The sequence below is a fragment of the Psychromonas aquimarina ATCC BAA-1526 genome, assembly GCF_000428725.1.
GTDB lineage: Bacteria > Pseudomonadota > Gammaproteobacteria > Enterobacterales > Psychromonadaceae > Psychromonas > Psychromonas aquimarina.
The window spans coordinates 227,141-243,414 of the sequence record NZ_AUAM01000007.1 but is presented as its reverse complement, the minus strand read 5'-3'; the positions used below and the strand labels follow the sequence as shown (position 1 = coordinate 243,414).

The 16,274-nt window shown below is 41.4% G+C and carries 15 protein-coding genes; 8 read left to right on the top strand and 7 right to left on the bottom strand.

Annotated elements, in window-relative coordinates; all coding sequences use genetic code 11:
• A partial coding sequence (locus G337_RS0101120) for a helix-turn-helix domain-containing protein (protein WP_028862239.1) occupies window positions 1-282 on the bottom strand: 282 nt, incomplete at its 3' end.
• 204 nt (window positions 283-486) lie between these two features.
• Between G337_RS0101120 and G337_RS0101115 the strand changes: the two genes are divergently transcribed.
• The gene (locus G337_RS0101115) at window positions 487-2,280 is read left to right on the top strand and encodes a glycoside hydrolase family 36 protein (protein WP_028862238.1); all 1,794 of its coding nucleotides are present in this window, start codon (window positions 487-489) and stop codon (window positions 2,278-2,280) included.
• A gap of 89 nt (window positions 2,281-2,369) precedes the next feature.
• On the opposite strand, the gene arcA is transcribed toward G337_RS0101115, so the two are convergent.
• On the bottom strand, window positions 2,370-3,086 hold the full coding sequence (arcA, locus tag G337_RS0101110; RefSeq protein ID WP_019613267.1) for a two-component system response regulator ArcA: 717 nt from the start codon (window positions 3,084-3,086) through the stop codon (window positions 2,370-2,372).
• A gap of 896 nt (window positions 3,087-3,982) precedes the next feature.
• Here arcA and thrA point away from each other — a divergent pair.
• The 4 genes from thrA (at window position 3,983) to tesB (ending at window position 9,639) form a co-directional block, all read left to right on the top strand.
• A complete protein-coding gene (gene thrA / locus G337_RS0101105; protein WP_028862237.1) occupies window positions 3,983-6,445 on the top strand; it encodes a bifunctional aspartate kinase/homoserine dehydrogenase I in 2,463 nt (820 codons plus the stop codon).
• Window position 6,446: 1 nt separating this feature from the next.
• A complete protein-coding gene (gene thrB, locus G337_RS0101100) occupies window positions 6,447-7,403 on the top strand; it encodes a homoserine kinase (protein ID WP_028862236.1) in 957 nt (318 codons plus the stop codon).
• Window positions 7,400-8,677: a threonine synthase gene (gene thrC / locus G337_RS0101095; protein ID WP_028862235.1), complete on the top strand. Its 1,278-nt coding sequence runs from the start codon at window positions 7,400-7,402 to the stop codon at window positions 8,675-8,677. The genes thrB and thrC overlap by 4 nt, the downstream gene beginning before the upstream one ends.
• Window positions 8,678-8,778: 101 nt before the next feature.
• Complete coding sequence (tesB, locus tag G337_RS0101090; RefSeq protein ID WP_028862234.1) at window positions 8,779-9,639, top strand: acyl-CoA thioesterase II; 861 nt, start codon at window positions 8,779-8,781, stop codon at window positions 9,637-9,639.
• A 222-nt stretch (window positions 9,640-9,861) separates the two neighbouring features.
• Here the strand turns inward: tesB and grcA are convergent, their stop codons facing one another.
• Complete coding sequence (gene grcA, locus G337_RS0101085) at window positions 9,862-10,242, bottom strand: autonomous glycyl radical cofactor GrcA (protein WP_019613272.1); 381 nt, start codon at window positions 10,240-10,242, stop codon at window positions 9,862-9,864.
• A 354-nt stretch (window positions 10,243-10,596) separates the two neighbouring features.
• Here grcA and ung point away from each other — a divergent pair, with 354 nt between their 5' ends.
• Window positions 10,597-11,247: a uracil-DNA glycosylase gene (gene ung, locus G337_RS0101080; protein ID WP_028862233.1), complete on the top strand. Its 651-nt coding sequence runs from the start codon at window positions 10,597-10,599 to the stop codon at window positions 11,245-11,247.
• 76 nt (window positions 11,248-11,323) lie between these two features.
• On the top strand, window positions 11,324-11,863 hold the full coding sequence (locus G337_RS0101075; protein WP_028862232.1) for a hemerythrin domain-containing protein: 540 nt from the start codon (window positions 11,324-11,326) through the stop codon (window positions 11,861-11,863).
• Between the two features lie 207 nt (window positions 11,864-12,070).
• On the opposite strand, the gene ruvX is transcribed toward G337_RS0101075, so the two are convergent.
• From ruvX to rsmE, 4 genes are all read right to left on the bottom strand, one after another.
• On the bottom strand, window positions 12,071-12,508 hold the full coding sequence (ruvX, locus tag G337_RS0101070) for a Holliday junction resolvase RuvX (protein WP_028862231.1): 438 nt from the start codon (window positions 12,506-12,508) through the stop codon (window positions 12,071-12,073).
• 67 nt (window positions 12,509-12,575) lie between these two features.
• Entirely contained in the window at window positions 12,576-13,217 is a 642-nt protein-coding gene (locus G337_RS0101065) for a YqgE/AlgH family protein (RefSeq protein ID WP_211235771.1), read from the bottom strand.
• Between the two features lie 208 nt (window positions 13,218-13,425).
• The gene (gene gshB, locus G337_RS0101060) at window positions 13,426-14,382 is read right to left on the bottom strand and encodes a glutathione synthase (protein WP_028862229.1); all 957 of its coding nucleotides are present in this window, start codon (window positions 14,380-14,382) and stop codon (window positions 13,426-13,428) included.
• Between the two features lie 28 nt (window positions 14,383-14,410).
• Window positions 14,411-15,139: a 16S rRNA (uracil(1498)-N(3))-methyltransferase gene (rsmE, locus tag G337_RS0101055; RefSeq protein WP_028862228.1), complete on the bottom strand. Its 729-nt coding sequence runs from the start codon at window positions 15,137-15,139 to the stop codon at window positions 14,411-14,413.
• A 170-nt stretch (window positions 15,140-15,309) separates the two neighbouring features.
• Between rsmE and G337_RS0101050 the strand changes: the two genes are divergently transcribed.
• On the top strand, window positions 15,310-16,266 hold the full coding sequence (locus G337_RS0101050) for a methylenetetrahydrofolate reductase (RefSeq protein ID WP_028862227.1): 957 nt from the start codon (window positions 15,310-15,312) through the stop codon (window positions 16,264-16,266).
• Window positions 16,267-16,274: the final 8 nt, after the last annotated feature.

The window sequence follows — 16,274 nt, the reverse complement described above, 5'->3', positions numbered from 1 at the left end:
TGTTGGTTTAATAGCATTTTCTGTTATGTATTGCTTTATTTGTATTTTCTGATCTGCGGTTAATCGAGAAGGTCTTCCGGTATGCGTTTTTTCAAAAAGTCCATCAACCCCAAAATCTAAATAGGCTTTAACCCACTTATTCACACTTACACGGCTTACTTTTAAAAATCTTGCTATTTCAGTTCGATTCTTTCCATCAACGAAATGAGAAACGGCTAATAATCTCATTCGTAATCTAGCATTGGATGTGGATTGAATAAGGTTAGGAAAATCTGGGATCATATGTGCTCCTTTGAAGAGCTCATATTAGATCACAAAATTAATGGGATTGGTATTACTGTTAATTTATGCGCAATGGGATTAATCAATAGATGGCAGCATGCTACGCTGACCTCACTGCTGTATTTCCTCCATACCGCCTCGCAAGCATAACTTTTCGTAAATATATGCTAATGTCAGTTACCACCATAAAATAGGATATAGCCCGTGAACACTGCATGTTTAAATACAGAATCAGCAATAATATTTCCCTGCGGCTTATCTGCCCGCGCATTATCAGAGGAGCTTTGTTACCGTTTAGACGGGGAAGTGCTTTCTGCTACATTCTCTGATTCTGATACGTCTGCGGCTGGCTCTGATACGTCTGCGGCTGGCTCTGAACAGTATGCTCTTGTTGAGTTTACTTTTCCGCTTAACGGCAGCGCTCAAGTGCTTGGAGATGGTTTTCAAATGCTCGCGCAAACGGCCGGTACGCTGAATCAGCCGCTTGATGTCGGACGCTGCCCGGATAACAATGACAGTTACCGGATTTATTCACAGAATGCACCGAAACGTTATTATAACTACCTGGTGATTGAAGATAACGAACAGTATATTCTGCTGGGTTTTACATCATGTCATCGTTTCTCAGGTTATTTTGAATTTAATGGAAATACAGTGAAAGCTTGTATTGATGCAGAAAATACAACGATTTTACAACAGGCCCGCCAGGATAAAAGCCCGTTAGAATCGATTACTGCTCTGCAGGGAAGCGATGTTAATGCTCTGTATTTACGTTTTACTCAACTAACCGCGTTTAATCATCTGCCTCGTTCGGGAGTTACGCAAAAAGCTCCTGTCGGGTGGTGTTCATGGTACGCCTATTATGCAGGGGTCTCTGAGCAGAATATTCATCAAAATGTAGATCAGATGAGCGGTCAGCTTGATGCTGTAGAATGGGTATTATTAGACGACGGTTATCAGGCGTTTATGGGGGACTGGTTAACACCCTCGGATCATTTTTCCGGCGGTGTGAAACAGTTGATCGAAGAGATAAAAGCTAAGGGTAAGAAACCTGCTATCTGGATGGCGCCTTTTATTGCGCAGGCTGAGTCTAATGTATTTAAAGAGCACCCTGAATGGTTTGTCAGAAACAGTAACGGTGAGCTGCTTAAAGCGGAAGAGGTTACTTACGGAGGCTGGCGCTGCACGCCCTGGTATATCCTTGACTGCAGTCATCCGCAAGTTTGTGCTCATTTGACCCGTATTGTACGTATTATGCGCGAAGACTGGGGAGTTGAGCTGTTTAAACTCGATGCGAATTACTGGGGGACTTTAAAAGGTCAGCGGCATCAAAGTGCAGTAACCGGTGTACAGGCTTATCGTATGGGTATGCAGGCGATAGCCGAAGGTGCAGGTGATGCCTGGCTATTAGGTTGTAATGCGCCTATGTGGCCTTCACTGGGACTCGTGGATGCAATGCGTGTTTCAGATGATGTCGAACGACAGGGGCACCGTTTTGCTCAGATAGCGAAAGAAACCTTTCAGCGCAGCTGGCAGCATAGACGTTTGTGGCAGATTGATCCTGACTGCGCCACACTGATTTCGATAGAAGGTCAGGGCACCACTTCGGAAAACTATCACTTTCACCGCGATGTACTGCTCGCCTGCGGCGGTTTACTGCTCTCTGGTGATCCTTTATATCATTTAGATGATTTTGCCCGCACGAGTTTATCGGCTCTAATTAAAAGACAGGGAATTACTCAGTCAGCAGCAGTGTTTTCTGACTTGACCATGTCCCATGCCGTATTGAACTACGGCTCGGAGGGTAAACTGCACCTGCTCTTTAATTATCAGGAACAGCATAGTCGAGAAGTTGTATTAAGTAGCGAGCAGAGCGGTGAATGGTGCGATTACTGGACGGGAGAAAGGTTATCCAGTGGAGCAGAAAATCAATGTAAGGTTTTTTTAAAAGCGGGATTAAACAGCCGCGCAGTGTTATTAAAAGCTAAGGTTGTTTAACAGTTTTTTATCTGCCGGATACAAAAAAACCGATGATATTTGTCATCGGTTTTTATTTTATGCTGCAGGTTATTGAGTTTAACTACAGCTTATTCAATTTCACCGCAGAAACGGTAACCTTCACCATGGATAGTGGCAATAATCTCCGGTGCTTCCGGAATGCTCTCAAAGTGCTTACGGATGCGGCGGATAGTTACATCTACAGTACGGTCATGTGCTTTTAATTCACGGCCGGTCATTTTCATTAACAAGTCAGCACGAGTCTGAATTTTGCCTGGGTTTTCAATGAAATGCAGAATCGCTCTGAATTCACTGCGTGGTAATTTGAAAACATCACCATTCGGGCTGATTAATGAGCGGCTGTCAATCTCAAGTGTCCAGCCGTTAAATTTATAGTTTTCTACTTTTTGACGTACTTCTTCAAAATAAAGATTATCCTGCATGGTACGAGTCAGTAGATTGCGTGTACGAATAGTTAATTCTCTAGGGTTAAATGGTTTAGTAATATAATCATCTGCACCAATTTCTAAGCCTAGAATTTTATCTACTTCGTTATCACGGCCTGTTAAGAATATAAGCGCAATGTTCTGGTTTTCACGCAGCTCTCTTGCTAATAACAAGCCGTTTTTACCCGGCAGATTAATGTCCATAATAATCAGGTTGATATTATTTTCTTTGATCGCCTGGTGCATTTCATCACCATCGTTTGCTTCTAATACATTGTAACCTTCAGCTTCAAAGACACTCTTCAAAGTATTTCGTGTTACTAATTCATCTTCAACAATAAGTATGTTTGCTGTTGACATGGGGTACTCCTTTATTTTGAATCTTGTATATCCCTAAGTAAAAAAGCTGAAATCTCCTGAAAACGTTAAATCAAAGACAGTTAAAAATCAGTCATATATATTTTATTTTTAAATAGTTAACGTTTAATTGCTTTTTTAAACAAATATTTTACATAATTGGGGTTCTTACGAAGGAAACTAGTGCTGCTTCAAATAATACAACATCTAAATGAGACAAGCTGCGCAGTAATTCTCTTCTAATATGCGATTAACTATAATAACTTAACATCTAGATAACAACTATATTGTAGGTGAAGGGGCACAAATAGATGTTAATCATTGATGTGCATCAACTGCCGGAGGGAGTGTGAGTACTATTTTATCGGGCATTAACTATGCTGATTTATAAAAATCACGGTTAGAAAAGAAAATATGTCTGAAATATTCATTTTTGGCAGAAAAGTCTCAGTGTTCCAAGCAGGCAGTTTCTATCGGGATAAGGCTTTGTTAAATCGGATTAATAGTTAATATGAATAGAAATTTGTGCTGAAAATAGTGTGTTGACTGCCTGCAGCAAGCCGATTCCGGCGACTCTGCTCCCTAGCGCTGCTTTATGCAGATAAAATGAGGTATTTATCTGCATCCGTAAAAACTTCGATTTTATTTGCAAAATTTTGTTTCTTCTCTACTTGCTGATTTCTTAATTTTCAAGTAGTTTGGTTATACAAGATTTTTTAATAATAATTAAAGTAAAAAACTACACTATGGATTATGTCTTATTTCATCAATTTAATTTCTATTCCGGGCCCTTTTATAAGAGGTCTTCGGCTGCTGTTAAATTAATGAAATGAATCATACCTTTTTCTGAACCCGCGTTTACCTGCGGGTTTTTTTGTATTAAAGCAGGGGGAGTACGAATGCGCGTACTTAAATTTGGCGGCACATCGTTAGCAAATGCCGAACGTTTCAATCAAGTTGCTGATATTGTTATCAATAACCAGCTTCAATCACAAATCGCTTTGGTTTTATCGGCGCCAGCAGGCGTAACCAATAATCTAGTGGCTATCGTTGAAAAAACCAGTCATGGTTTATCTGCTGAAAGTCATTTAGTCGATATTCAGCGGATTTTTGCCGAGTTAATTAAAGGTTTAAAAAGCAGTTATAGTGAATTTGCCGATGATCTGCTGAAAACCGTTTTTGAACGTGAATTGTCACATTTGAGTGACCTGCTGGAAGGGGTGCGTTTATTAGCGCAATGCCCGGCAAGTATCGAAGCACAGATTTTAAGTAAAGGTGAACTGCTCAGCATCGCCTGTATGAAGCAGCTTTTAATTGCTAAGGGCCATGTGGTTGAAGTAATTAAACCACAGGAAATGCTAATTGCCTACAAGGGCGGTTATCTGGAAGCGCAGATCGATATTGAAGCCTCACGCGCTCTGTTTGAAAAAAAGGCGATTGTTAAAAATGCCGTGTACCTTATGCCGGGTTTTACCGCTGGTAATGAACAAGGTGAGACGCTGGTGCTGGGCCGTAACGGCTCTGATTATTCAGCTGCTGTATTAGCCGCCTGTTTAAAAGCGCAGTGCTGTGAAATCTGGACTGATGTAGACGGTGTTTACAGCTGCGATCCGCGTTTAGTAAATGATGCAAAATTACTGAGTTCATTAAGCTATGCTGAAGCGATGGAGCTTTCTTACTTCGGTGCCAAAGTACTGCACCCGAAAACTATTGCGCCGATTGCCCAGCACCATATTCCATGTTTAATAAAAAATACCCATAACCCTCAGGCTGATGGAACATTGATCGGTGCAGAGCACGGTGATGAGGAGATACAGGTGAAAGGTATTTCTGATCTTAAAGGTTTAAGCATGTTAAGTGTTTCAGGCCCTGGTATGAAAGGTATCGTTGGTATGGCGGGGCGCATTTTCTCAACTGTATCACGTTCAGGTGTTTCAATTATTCTGATCACTCAGTCTTCGTCTGAATACAGTTTAAGTTTTTGTATCTATTCTGTTGATACGCCGAAAGCACTAGAGGCGCTGAACGAAGAGTTTGCTTTAGAGTTTAAGAACAATTTACTGGAGCCGATCGACGTAATCGACAAACAGGCGATTATTTCACTAGTCGGTGACGGAATGAAGAAAGCCAAAGGAGTTGCCGCGCGTTTCTTAATGGCGTTAACTGAAGCTTCTATAAATATTACTGCGCTTGCGCAGGGCTCTTCGGAACGTTCTATTTCTGCAGTTGTATCTGAGAAAAAAGCGCAGGAAGCTGTGATTGCCTGTCATCAGAATTTCTTCCGCAGTGTACAGTATATTGATATGTTCCTGATCGGCTGCGGCGGAGTAGGCGGTGCGCTGGTTGACCAGGTTTATCGTCAGCAGGAGCATTTATCCGAGAGTAATATACAAATCCGGGTCTGCGGTATTGCTAACAGCCGCGCTATGTTATTAGATGATCAGGGCATAGAGTTAAGCAACTGGCGGGATCTGATGAAAGATGCTGACGATGAGCTTTCTTTAGCCGCTATGCAGTCGCTGGTAAATGACTCGCATATTATTAATCCGGTGATTGTTGACTGTACAAGTAATGATGCCATTGCCGCGCGCTATGTAGACTTTTTAGGCGCGGGTTTCCATGTGGTAACTGCAAATAAAAAAGCCAATACCAGCAGCATGGACTATTATCACCAGCTGCGCTTAACAGCTTTAATGAAACGCCGTAAATTCCTTTACGATACGAATGTCGGGGCAGGTCTGCCGGTTATTGAAAATATGCAGAATCTGTTTAATGCCGGGGATCAGCTGGTTAAATTTAACGGTATTTTATCGGGTTCCTTATCATTTATATTCGGGAAGTTAGATGATGGTTTATCATTCTCTGAAGTGACAACGGAAGCACGTAATCTCGGCTTTACCGAGCCGGATCCTCGAGATGATTTAAGCGGTACTGATGTGGCACGTAAGCTGCTGATTTTAGCTCGTGAAGCGGGTATGGATTTATCACTGGACGATGTAGAAATTGAACAGGCACTGCCGCCTGGTTTTGATGATACAGGTACCGTTGAGCAGTTTATGGCGCGTCTGCCGGAAGCTGATAAGTATTTTGCAGAGCTTCAGGAAAAAGCTAATGAGAAAGGTCAGGTACTGCGCTATATCGGCAGTATCGAAGGCGGTAAATGTAAGTGCAGTATTAAGGCGGTTGATGCAGATGATCCGCTTAATAAAGTAAAAGACGGTGAGAATGCGCTGGCATTTTACAGCCAGTATTACCAGCCTATCCCGCTGGTATTGCGTGGTTACGGTGCAGGTACTGAAGTGACGGCTGCCGGTGTATTTGCCGATGTACTGCGCACATTGAACTGGAAACAGGAGGTTTAGTATGAGTGTTGTAGCTTATGCTCCGGCATCAACAGCCAATGTCAGTGTCGGTTTTGATGTTTTAGGCGGTGCGCTTGCACCGATCAGCGGCGAATTATTAGGTGACCGTGTAAAAATATCAACCGGTGACTACGGTTTCTCTTTAGAGTGTATCGGCCCTTATGCGCATAAATTACCAAGTGATTCTGAAAGTAATATTGTTTACCAGTGTTACTTAGGTTACAAAGCCGCTATTGGTAAACTTAACAAAGAGATTCTGCCGGTAAAAATGACTCTGGAGAAAAATTTACCGGTCGGCAGCGGTTTAGGCTCAAGTTCCAGCTCTATTGTTGCCGCACTAGAAGCGTTAAATGCATGGCATGATTACCTGCTTGATGAAACCACTATGCTGGCTTTAATGGGAGAGATGGAAGGGCAGATCAGCGGCAGTGTGCATTATGATAATGTCGCCCCCTGCTACCTTGGCGGTATGCAGCTGATGATCAACGAAGATGATATTATCAGCCAGACGATCCCCTCTTTTAAAGAGTGGTACTGGGTGGTTGCTTATCCGGGCATTACTATTTCAACTTCGGCTGCGCGTGATATTCTGCCGGCACAGTATCGTTTAAGTGAAACGCTGACTTACGGCCGCCGTCTGGGCGCATTTGTGCATGCCAGTTACAGTAATCAGCCTGATCTTGCTGCTAAAATGCTTAAAGATGTGATTGCTGAACCATACCGCTCACAACTTATCCCTGGATTTAAACAAGCTCGTCTTTTTGCTGAGCAAAGCGGCGCTTTAGCCATGGGAATTTCAGGGTCGGGTCCAACAGTTTTTGCTGTAATGACCGATCTGATACAAGCTCAGTCTTTACAAAACTGGTTAACGGAAAACTTCCTTCAGAACGATGAAGGTTTTTGTCATATCTGCCGTCTTGATGAACAAGGCGCGCGCGTGTTAGGAACAGAACTATGAATTTATACAACATCAAAGACAGCAGTGAGCAAGTCAACTTTCAACAAGCTGTAAAGCAGGGACTGGGACGCGGACAGGGGCTATTCTTCCCGGAAACGATCACACCGCTGAGCAATATTGATGCACTTTTAGAAATGAACTTAGTTGACCGTTCAACGGAAGTCTTATCACATTTAATTGGTGATGAATTAAGCAGAGAAGTTGTTCATAGTATTGTAGCAAAAGCATTTACTTTTGAAGCGCCGGTTAAAAAAGTGACGGATAATATTAATGCGTTAGAATTGTTCCACGGCCCGACTTTAGCATTTAAAGATTTCGGCGGCCGTTTTATGGCACAGTGTTTAGCGCAGTTTAAAGATGATGGTAAAATTACTATTTTAACGGCAACATCAGGTGATACCGGTGCAGCGGTTGCCCATGCATTTTACAATATGGAAAATATCAATGTTGTTGTGCTTTATCCGAAAGGAAAAATCAGTCCGTTACAGGAAAAGCTGTTTTGTACACTAGGCGGTAATATCACCACGGTTGCTGTTGAAGGTACATTTGATGACTGTCAGGCAATGGTCAAACAGGCCTTTGATGATCAGGAATTAAAACAAGCCGTAGGTCTAAATTCTGCAAATTCAATTAATATCAGCCGCTTATTTGCGCAGATCTGCTATTATTTTGAAGCTTTTGCACAGCTAAGCGCAGCGCAGCGTGAAAACTTAGTGGTTTCTGTACCAAGCGGTAACTTTGGTGACTTAACTGCGGGTTTATTAGCAAAATCATTAGGTCTGCCGATTAAACGTTTTGTTGCAGCAACTAATGAAAATGATACGGTACCGCGTTATTTAGCGGGTGGAGAATGGGCACCAAAAGCGACTGTTGCAACACTTTCTAATGCGATGGATGTAAGTGCACCTAATAACTGGCCGCGTATTGAAGAGTTATTTAAAGTTAAAGGCTGGTCTTTATCTGAACTTGGTTACGGCAAGCTCAACGATGCACAAACTAAAGAAGCATTAATTGAACTGGATAATTTAGCTTACTTATGTGAGCCGCACGGCGCAATTGCATACAGTGAGTTAACAAAACAGTTGAAACCAGGTGAAACAGGTTTATTCTTATGTACTGCACATCCGGCAAAATTTAAAGAGAGCGTTGAAGATATTTTAGGACGTGATATTTTCATTCCTGAAGAGCTTGCTTCACGCGCTGATTTAGATTTACTTTCTAAAGAGTTCCCGGTTGATTTTGCAAAAGTACGTGAATTATTAATGTCCTTATAAGACATATATTGCAAATATAACCAGGCTGCCTGAAGATGTCTCTTTAAGCAGGCTGGATATAATAAAGGGCGGTTTATCCGCTCTTTTTTTTGGAGCTAAAAATGGGTAAAGTATTAAATGATCTCTTAGATCAGCTGAGTTTAGAGAAGTTAGAAGAAAATTTATTCCGCGGCGGAAGTCAGGATCTAGGATTCGGTGCCGTTTTTGGCGGACAGGTGATGGGGCAGGCAATTTCTGCCGCCAAAGAAACTGTTGAGCCTAAGCACCAGGTGCATTCTTTTCACTCATATTTTCTGCGTCCAGGTAAAACCGATAAACCTATTGTTTATGATGTAGAACGGATCCGTGACGGCCATACGCTTTCTGCAAGACGTATCAAAGCGATTCAAGACGGTAAGCCCATTTTTTATATGACAGCTTCGTTTAAAGCTAAAGAAAAAGGCTTTGAGCATCAGGATCAAATGCCCAATGCACCGGATCCCGATGCGTTAATTTCCGAGCAGGAGATGGCATTGATTCATACGGAGATGCTGCCGGATTCTATTCGCGACAAACTAGTCTGTGAAAAACCGATTGAGATGCGTCCGGTGACATTTGTTAATCCTATTGAACCTGAAATCGAGCCTGCAAAACGCTTAGTCTGGTTTAAAGCGAATGGTAAAATGCCCGATGATTTACGCATCCATCGTTATTTACTGGCTTATTCTTCTGATTTTAATTTTTTACCGACGGCGCTGCAGCCGCATGGCGTTTCCTATTTAACTGACGGTATGCAGGTTGTTACGGTGGATCATTCGATGTGGTTCCACCATGATTTTCGTTTAGATGAATGGTTATTATATTCAGTTGAAAGTACCGTAGCTGCCGATGGTCGTGGTTTAGTTAAAGGTCAGTTTTTTCGACGAGACGGTAAACTGGTAGCCTCTACTATTCAGGAAGGTCTGATCCGTTATCGGAAATAAGATTAACTTAGTTGTAAAAAAGGGAAGTCATTGACTTCCCTTTTTATTTACCAGCAAATAATTATAGGGACTCAGTAAATGTACGAGTTAATGCGTCCTGCTGCTGTTCTGCCATGTAGTAGGTATAGCAGAGTTAAAGCGAACGCTTTAACCTTTAGTACAGACATAAAAAAGGGAAGCATCAGCTTCCCTGTTCAGTCTTATCCGATAATCAGTAAACGATTATAGAGACTCAGTAAATGTACGTGTTAATACATCCTGCTGTTGTTCAGGAGTCAAAGAGTTAAAGCGAACTGCATAACCAGATACACGAATTGTTAACTGCGGGTAATTTTCCGGGTGTTTAATTGCATCTTCTAAAGTTTCACGACGTAAAACATTAACGTTTAGATGCTGACCGCCTTCTTGTGCTGCCGGTGCTTGAACTGCAATTTCTTTGTACTCGATATCACCTAAATCAGCGATAGATACAACTTGATCTTCAGCGTAAGCATTATCTTTAACACATAAACAGCGTGCTTGAGCATTTGCTTCGTCTAATAACCAGAAAGAGTTAAGTAGAGATGCATTTTCAGATTTAGTGATTTGGATACCAAAAGCCATGATAAGCTCCTTATTTAAGGTTAATATAAAAGTGTGTAATGAAATTACAGTTCTGTAACAAAGGTTCATTTTGTTACTGCAATTAATAAATCTGAGTTGATTATATGGTCTGAATTGATTGATGTAAATCAATATTCACATATTTTTATTAAGGGTTAATTGTGTTTTTGTTGAGTAGTGTCAATGCATTTTGCGAGGCCATTGCTGGCACGGCTTGCAAAGTTGTTTTATATCAATTTTGCGTGGTGTTATTATATTTCAGAATTCAGTATTAAATAAATGCTGCAATAAAGTTGTTTTTTAACAGTTGCTTAAAATTGTATTCTGGTATGTGTTGAAAAAAAGGAAAAATAAATGAGTTGGAATGAATTTTTAAATGAGCAAAAAAACAGGGCCTATTTTCAGGAACTGCAGAGTTTTTTATCTGAGCAGGAGTCTTTAGGTAAAATAATATACCCGCCGGCACAGCTGCGCTTTCATGCTTTTGATTTAACACCGTTAGAAAAAGTCAAAGTAGTTATTTTAGGACAGGATCCATATCATGGAGAAGGCCAGGCACATGGTTTGAGTTTTTCTGTGCCTGAAGGCATAAAAATTCCGCCTTCGCTGCGCAATATGTATAAAGAACTAGATGCGAGTATTAGTGGTTATAAAATACCTGAATCAGGTAATTTAGAGCACTGGGCAAAGCAGGGGGTGTTATTGTTAAATGCAGTTTTAAGTGTTGAACAGGCCTGCGCGGGAAGCCATGCTAACAAAGGCTGGGAGACCTTTACTGATAATGCTATCAGTAAAATTAATCAGTCCCAAAGCGGGGTTGTTTTTTTACTATGGGGTAGTTATGCGCATAAAAAAGAAAAGTTAATCGATACTGAAAAACATACTGTTCTAAAGTCTACGCACCCGTCACCGTTATCGGCTTACCGAGGATTTCTGGGATGTGGTCATTTTAGCCAAGTGAATGAAATATTAGCGAAAACAGGGCAAACAGCAATTATTTGGTAATGTGATTTAGTTCTGCGGTTTATAAAAATTGAACAGTTATACTATAATTTCCTTTTTCATATACTGAGTATTTATTATGCTAGCGATTATCCGTAATGATCATGCCAATATTAATCAATTATTGAGTATTTTAAGAAAGAAGATTATCCGATTAGAGCAGGATGAAAAAATCGATTATCGTTTAATCAAAGCTATGATTACTTATTTAAGAGAATATTCAGATAAGTACCACCATCCGATGGAGGACTTGATTTATGAGTATTATCTGAAATATCGCGTTGTGCCTGACGAAGTTGCAAACCGTTTATCACGGGAACATAAACTGATTTCTAAAGCCACCATTGAACTGGATGAACTGCTGGATATGATCCTGCTCGATGCGATTGTACCGAAAGAACATTGTATTAAAAAATTAAATGATTTTGTAAAATTTCAGTCTGCACACCTGGCCTATGAAGAGCAGGAAGTTTTACCGGCGATTAAAGAGAGTTTATCACCTGATGACTGGTCTACTCTGCAGCAGCAGTGGTTACACGATGAATACAGTGATCCGCTGTTCGGCGATACTATTTCAGATCAGTACCGGGAGCTGGCAGATCGCATTAATCAGGGGTAAAAGGGAGGCTGGATTAACAGAAAATAAAAAGTGCGTTTGTGAGCCACTTATGCGTTTTGTCCTGGAGATACTATTTCTGATCAGTATCGGGAGCTGGCAGATCGCATTAATCAGGGGTAATAGGGCGTTTGGGCAGAAGAAAATAAAAAGCGCATTTATGTAATAAGGCAATGCGCTTTTGTTCTACTGTTATCATTTAACAGTCTCTCAGCCGTAATAACTTTCCATCCAGCTCTCAAGAATCAAGGCTGCAGAGACACTGTCAACTTTTCCTTTATCAAGGGCTTTATAACCGCCGTTAGCAAAGATGAATTCTTTAGCGCTTGCCGTGGTTAAGCGTTCATCCTGAAGCGCTGTTTTTACCCCGAAGCGGCCGTTTAAACGATTAGCGAATTTTTTTGCGCGCTGCGTTATTTTCTGCTCTGTACCGTCCATATTCAGCGGCAGACCAACCACCACTAAATCAGGCTTCCAGTCACTTATTACTTTTTCAATAGTATCCCAGTTCGGGATGCCGTCATTCGCTTTAATAGCCGCCAGCGGCTGTGCTGTTGCGGTAATCATCTGTCCGGCTGCTACACCGATACTTTTTGTGCCGAAGTCAAATCCTAAAAGGCTGGATGGTGCTTTTATCTGTTCTGTCATCTGTTCTTTATCGCCCTGCATTGATGGGGGAGTTTATGATATCAGGGAACGCACTATTACAAGTATATTATGCGTGACCTATGCTGGTGGTAAGCTGCTCAGGGTTAATGCCTAAGCGGTGTAAAGATTCACTCCAGCGCAGTTCTACCGGGGTGTTGAAGATAATATCATTTTCACTTTCAATAGTAAGCCAGTGATTATCATTCATCTCCTGTTCGAGCTGGCCTGAATCCCAGCTGGCATAACCCAGTGTGACCATATATTTTTCAGGCTCATTTTTAGTACCTAAAGTAGACAGGATAGCGTTAGAGTTAGACATCATCAGGTGTTCGTTTAACTGTGTACTCTGCGAATTGTCGGCGAGCGGGCTGTGTAATACAAAACCGCGTTCCAGCTCTAAAGGTCCGCCTAAAAATACCGGGTTAAGTAAAGGGGGCTCAGGTTGATGAGTGATAGTTTCTACATTTTTTAATAATTCCTGCAGGGTCAACTTAACTGGAAAATTAATAATAAAACCCATGGCACCTTTTTCATCGTGCTCACAGACGTAAACTACGGATTGTTTGAAATAGGGATCAGTTAAAGAGGGCATGGCAATCAGGAAATGATTTTTTAAAGTACTAAGTACTTTGGTATGGCTATTTTTATGCATATCATTACTGCTGGTTTTAATAGCCGGGTTATCATTTTTTGTTGTTATATTTGTCATGTGATACTCCCTTTTATAGGTTACCGCACTATTAAGTATGGCAGCATTTACAGATATTACTTAGTTTTTGTTGCTCAGTTTAGCTGACTGCAGCTGGTGCATAAATAAAGCATAAATGATGCACAAATAACTGTTTTTATGTTTATTTTATAGTTTTAAAAGCAAACCGATTGAAGATGCTGCACTTTCAATCGGCTGGAGTATATCTTTATTTGCTGTTATTAACGCGTTTTTGGATCGCATCCATTAACTTGGCGCTGATATTGGTGCCGTAAGCATTATCAATTTCTTGAATACAAGTTGGACTGGTGACGTTAATTTCAGTCACTTTGTCACCGATAACATCAAGCCCTACAAAAATAAGTCCTTTTTCTTTCAATTTAGGTCCGATGGTATTTGCAATATGCCAGTCACTTTCCGATAAAGGCTGTGCTACACCGCTGCCGCCGGCCGCTAGATTACCGCGTGTTTCTCCTTTTGCTGGTATTCGTGCTAATGCATAGGGCATAGGTTCACCGTCAACGATTAAAATGCGTTTATCGCCGCTTTTAATCTCCGGTATAAAAGCTTGTGCCATACAGTAACGCTGCTGATGCTCCGTCAGGGTTTCAATGATCACGCCGATATTAGCATCGTTTTCTTTAATTCGGAAAATAGAAGCGCCGCCCATACCGTCAAGGGGTTTTAAAATCACATCTTTGTGCTTGGCGTGGAAATCACGGATCTTCTGCGTGCTGCGGGTCACTAGAGTTGTCGGGGTGAATTCACTGAACCAGGCGGTAAAGAGCTTTTCATTGGCATCACGTAAACTCTGCGGCTTATTAACAATCAGGCAGCCTTCATCTTCGGCGCGCTCTAACAGGTAAGTCGCATAGATATATTCGGTATCAAAAGGCGGATCTTTACGCATCAGCACTGCATCTAAATCAGAAAGCGGGTGATCAACGGCTTCTTCGAGCTGATACCAGTTATCTGCATCACGCTGAACACTCAGTTTTTTACTGCTGGCGAAACAGCGCCCGTTATCCAGATACAGATCCTGCATTTCTAAATAATACAGCTCCCAGCCTCGGGACTGAGCTTCCAGTAACATTGCGAAACTAGAGTCTTTATGGATTTTAATGTCAGAGATTGGATCCATGACGATACCGATTTTAATTGTCATTTTCTTTCCTTTGTGGGGCTGTAAATAGTTATGCAAGATCACCAAAACGGCACTGCAGAGCTGTTATTGCTGTAAGTGCTGCGGTTTCAGTACGCAAAATTCGCGGACCTAATAAGGTCTCGGTAAAATTCAGGGTTTCAGTCAAGGTGATTTCTTCATCTGTTAATCCGCCTTCCGGGCCGATTAATAAACGAATATGGCTGATTTCACCAGGTAAAGTATTAATTGAATATTCAGCGCGGGGATGAAGGGTTAATTTTACTGCCTGATCCTGACTTTCACACCAGGTTTGTAAAGTCGTCGTCGCATGAATAGTCGGTACAATATTTCGCCCGGATTGTTCGCAGGCTGCAATGGCTATTTTCTGCCACTGCTGCTGTTTCTTTTCCATTCGTTCTCTATTGAGTTTTACCCCGCAGCGCTCGCTTAATAACGGCGTTATTTCATTAACGCCTAATTCAACGGCTTTCTGAATTACAAATTCCATCCGCTCACCGCGAGAAATAACCTGTCCTAGATGCAGGTGCAGCGGGCTTTCATTACTGGTTTCCTGAAAAGAGGTGATAAGCGCAGTGCAGGAGCGTTTCTGTACATCTTTTAAGACTGCTTGGTACTGCCCGCCTAAGCCATTAAAGAGAATAATTTCAGCACCCGCTTTCAAGCGTAAAACCCGAATATGCTGCGTGGCATCGTCGCCAAGTAATATTTCACTGGACAGGGTTAAAGTTTGTGGATCATAAAATCGAGGGTTGCGCATAAGTATTCTATTGTTGTTATGAGTAATGGTCTTAAGTATACCGCGAAAACTTTACAGAAAACTATTGCCTGCTGCTGTTTTCTTGATGACTCACTTTATCAGCGAGTTGATTTCAATTAGTGCATAGATATGCGACAATTTATGGTTATTATAGGTTTAGGAATATTGTTATGTATGATTCGATTTTAAAGAATAAATCCAGTGACCCCAAACAAGGGGTATATTTTATTGGTACCACGCCTCCTAAGCAGGATACTGATATTGCCTTAGTATCGGGCATTGCTGATAAATTACTGAATAGACTGGAGTCGATAGATTATGACGGACTGATTGTTTATGATATTCAGGATGAAACATCACGAATAGATAAGCCGCGTCCTTTCCCTTTCAAATATACTCACGACTCGCGTTTATATTCAAAATTACTGCATGATAAATCAACTAAACCTGTGATCACTTATAAAAGTGTTTCGCAGCGCGATGCCGCTGATTTCTCTAACTGGCTGTCTGATGCGTGGCATCAGTATTCGGTGCGCGATATTGTTCTAGTCGGCAGTCCCTCCTCAGAAGGTGAAATTAAACTGTCTTTGTCAGATGCTTACCAGACATTAAAGGAGCATAATTTAGATTTTCACCTCGGCGGTGTCACCATAGCTGAACGTCATATCAGCAAAGGAGATGAACATTTACGTCTGCGTGCTAAGGAAGTGCAGGGCTGTGAGTTTTTTATCTCTCAGGCTGTTTATAATGCGCAGGCAACCATTGATCTGCTGACTCGTTATGCGCTGGAATGTAAAAGTGAAGGGGTTAAACCCAAGCGTGTCGTACTGACTTTTTCGCCATGCGGCAGCGCAAAAACCCTGGAGTTTATTGAGTGGCTGGGGATATCGGTACCTGAAGCGACCAGTTTACGTATTTTACAGTCAGAAAACCCGCTTAAAGAATCATTGCTGATCAGTCGTAATAATTTTGAACAGATTCTGCAGGCCTGCCTGCCTTTAGATATTCCTTTAGGATTAAATATTGAAAGTTTAACCAACCGCAAAGAAGAGATTGATGCTGCTATATTATTATTCAAATTATTAAAAGCGACCTTAGATCTTAAATTAGCAGAGTCGCAGTTATAACTTATTAG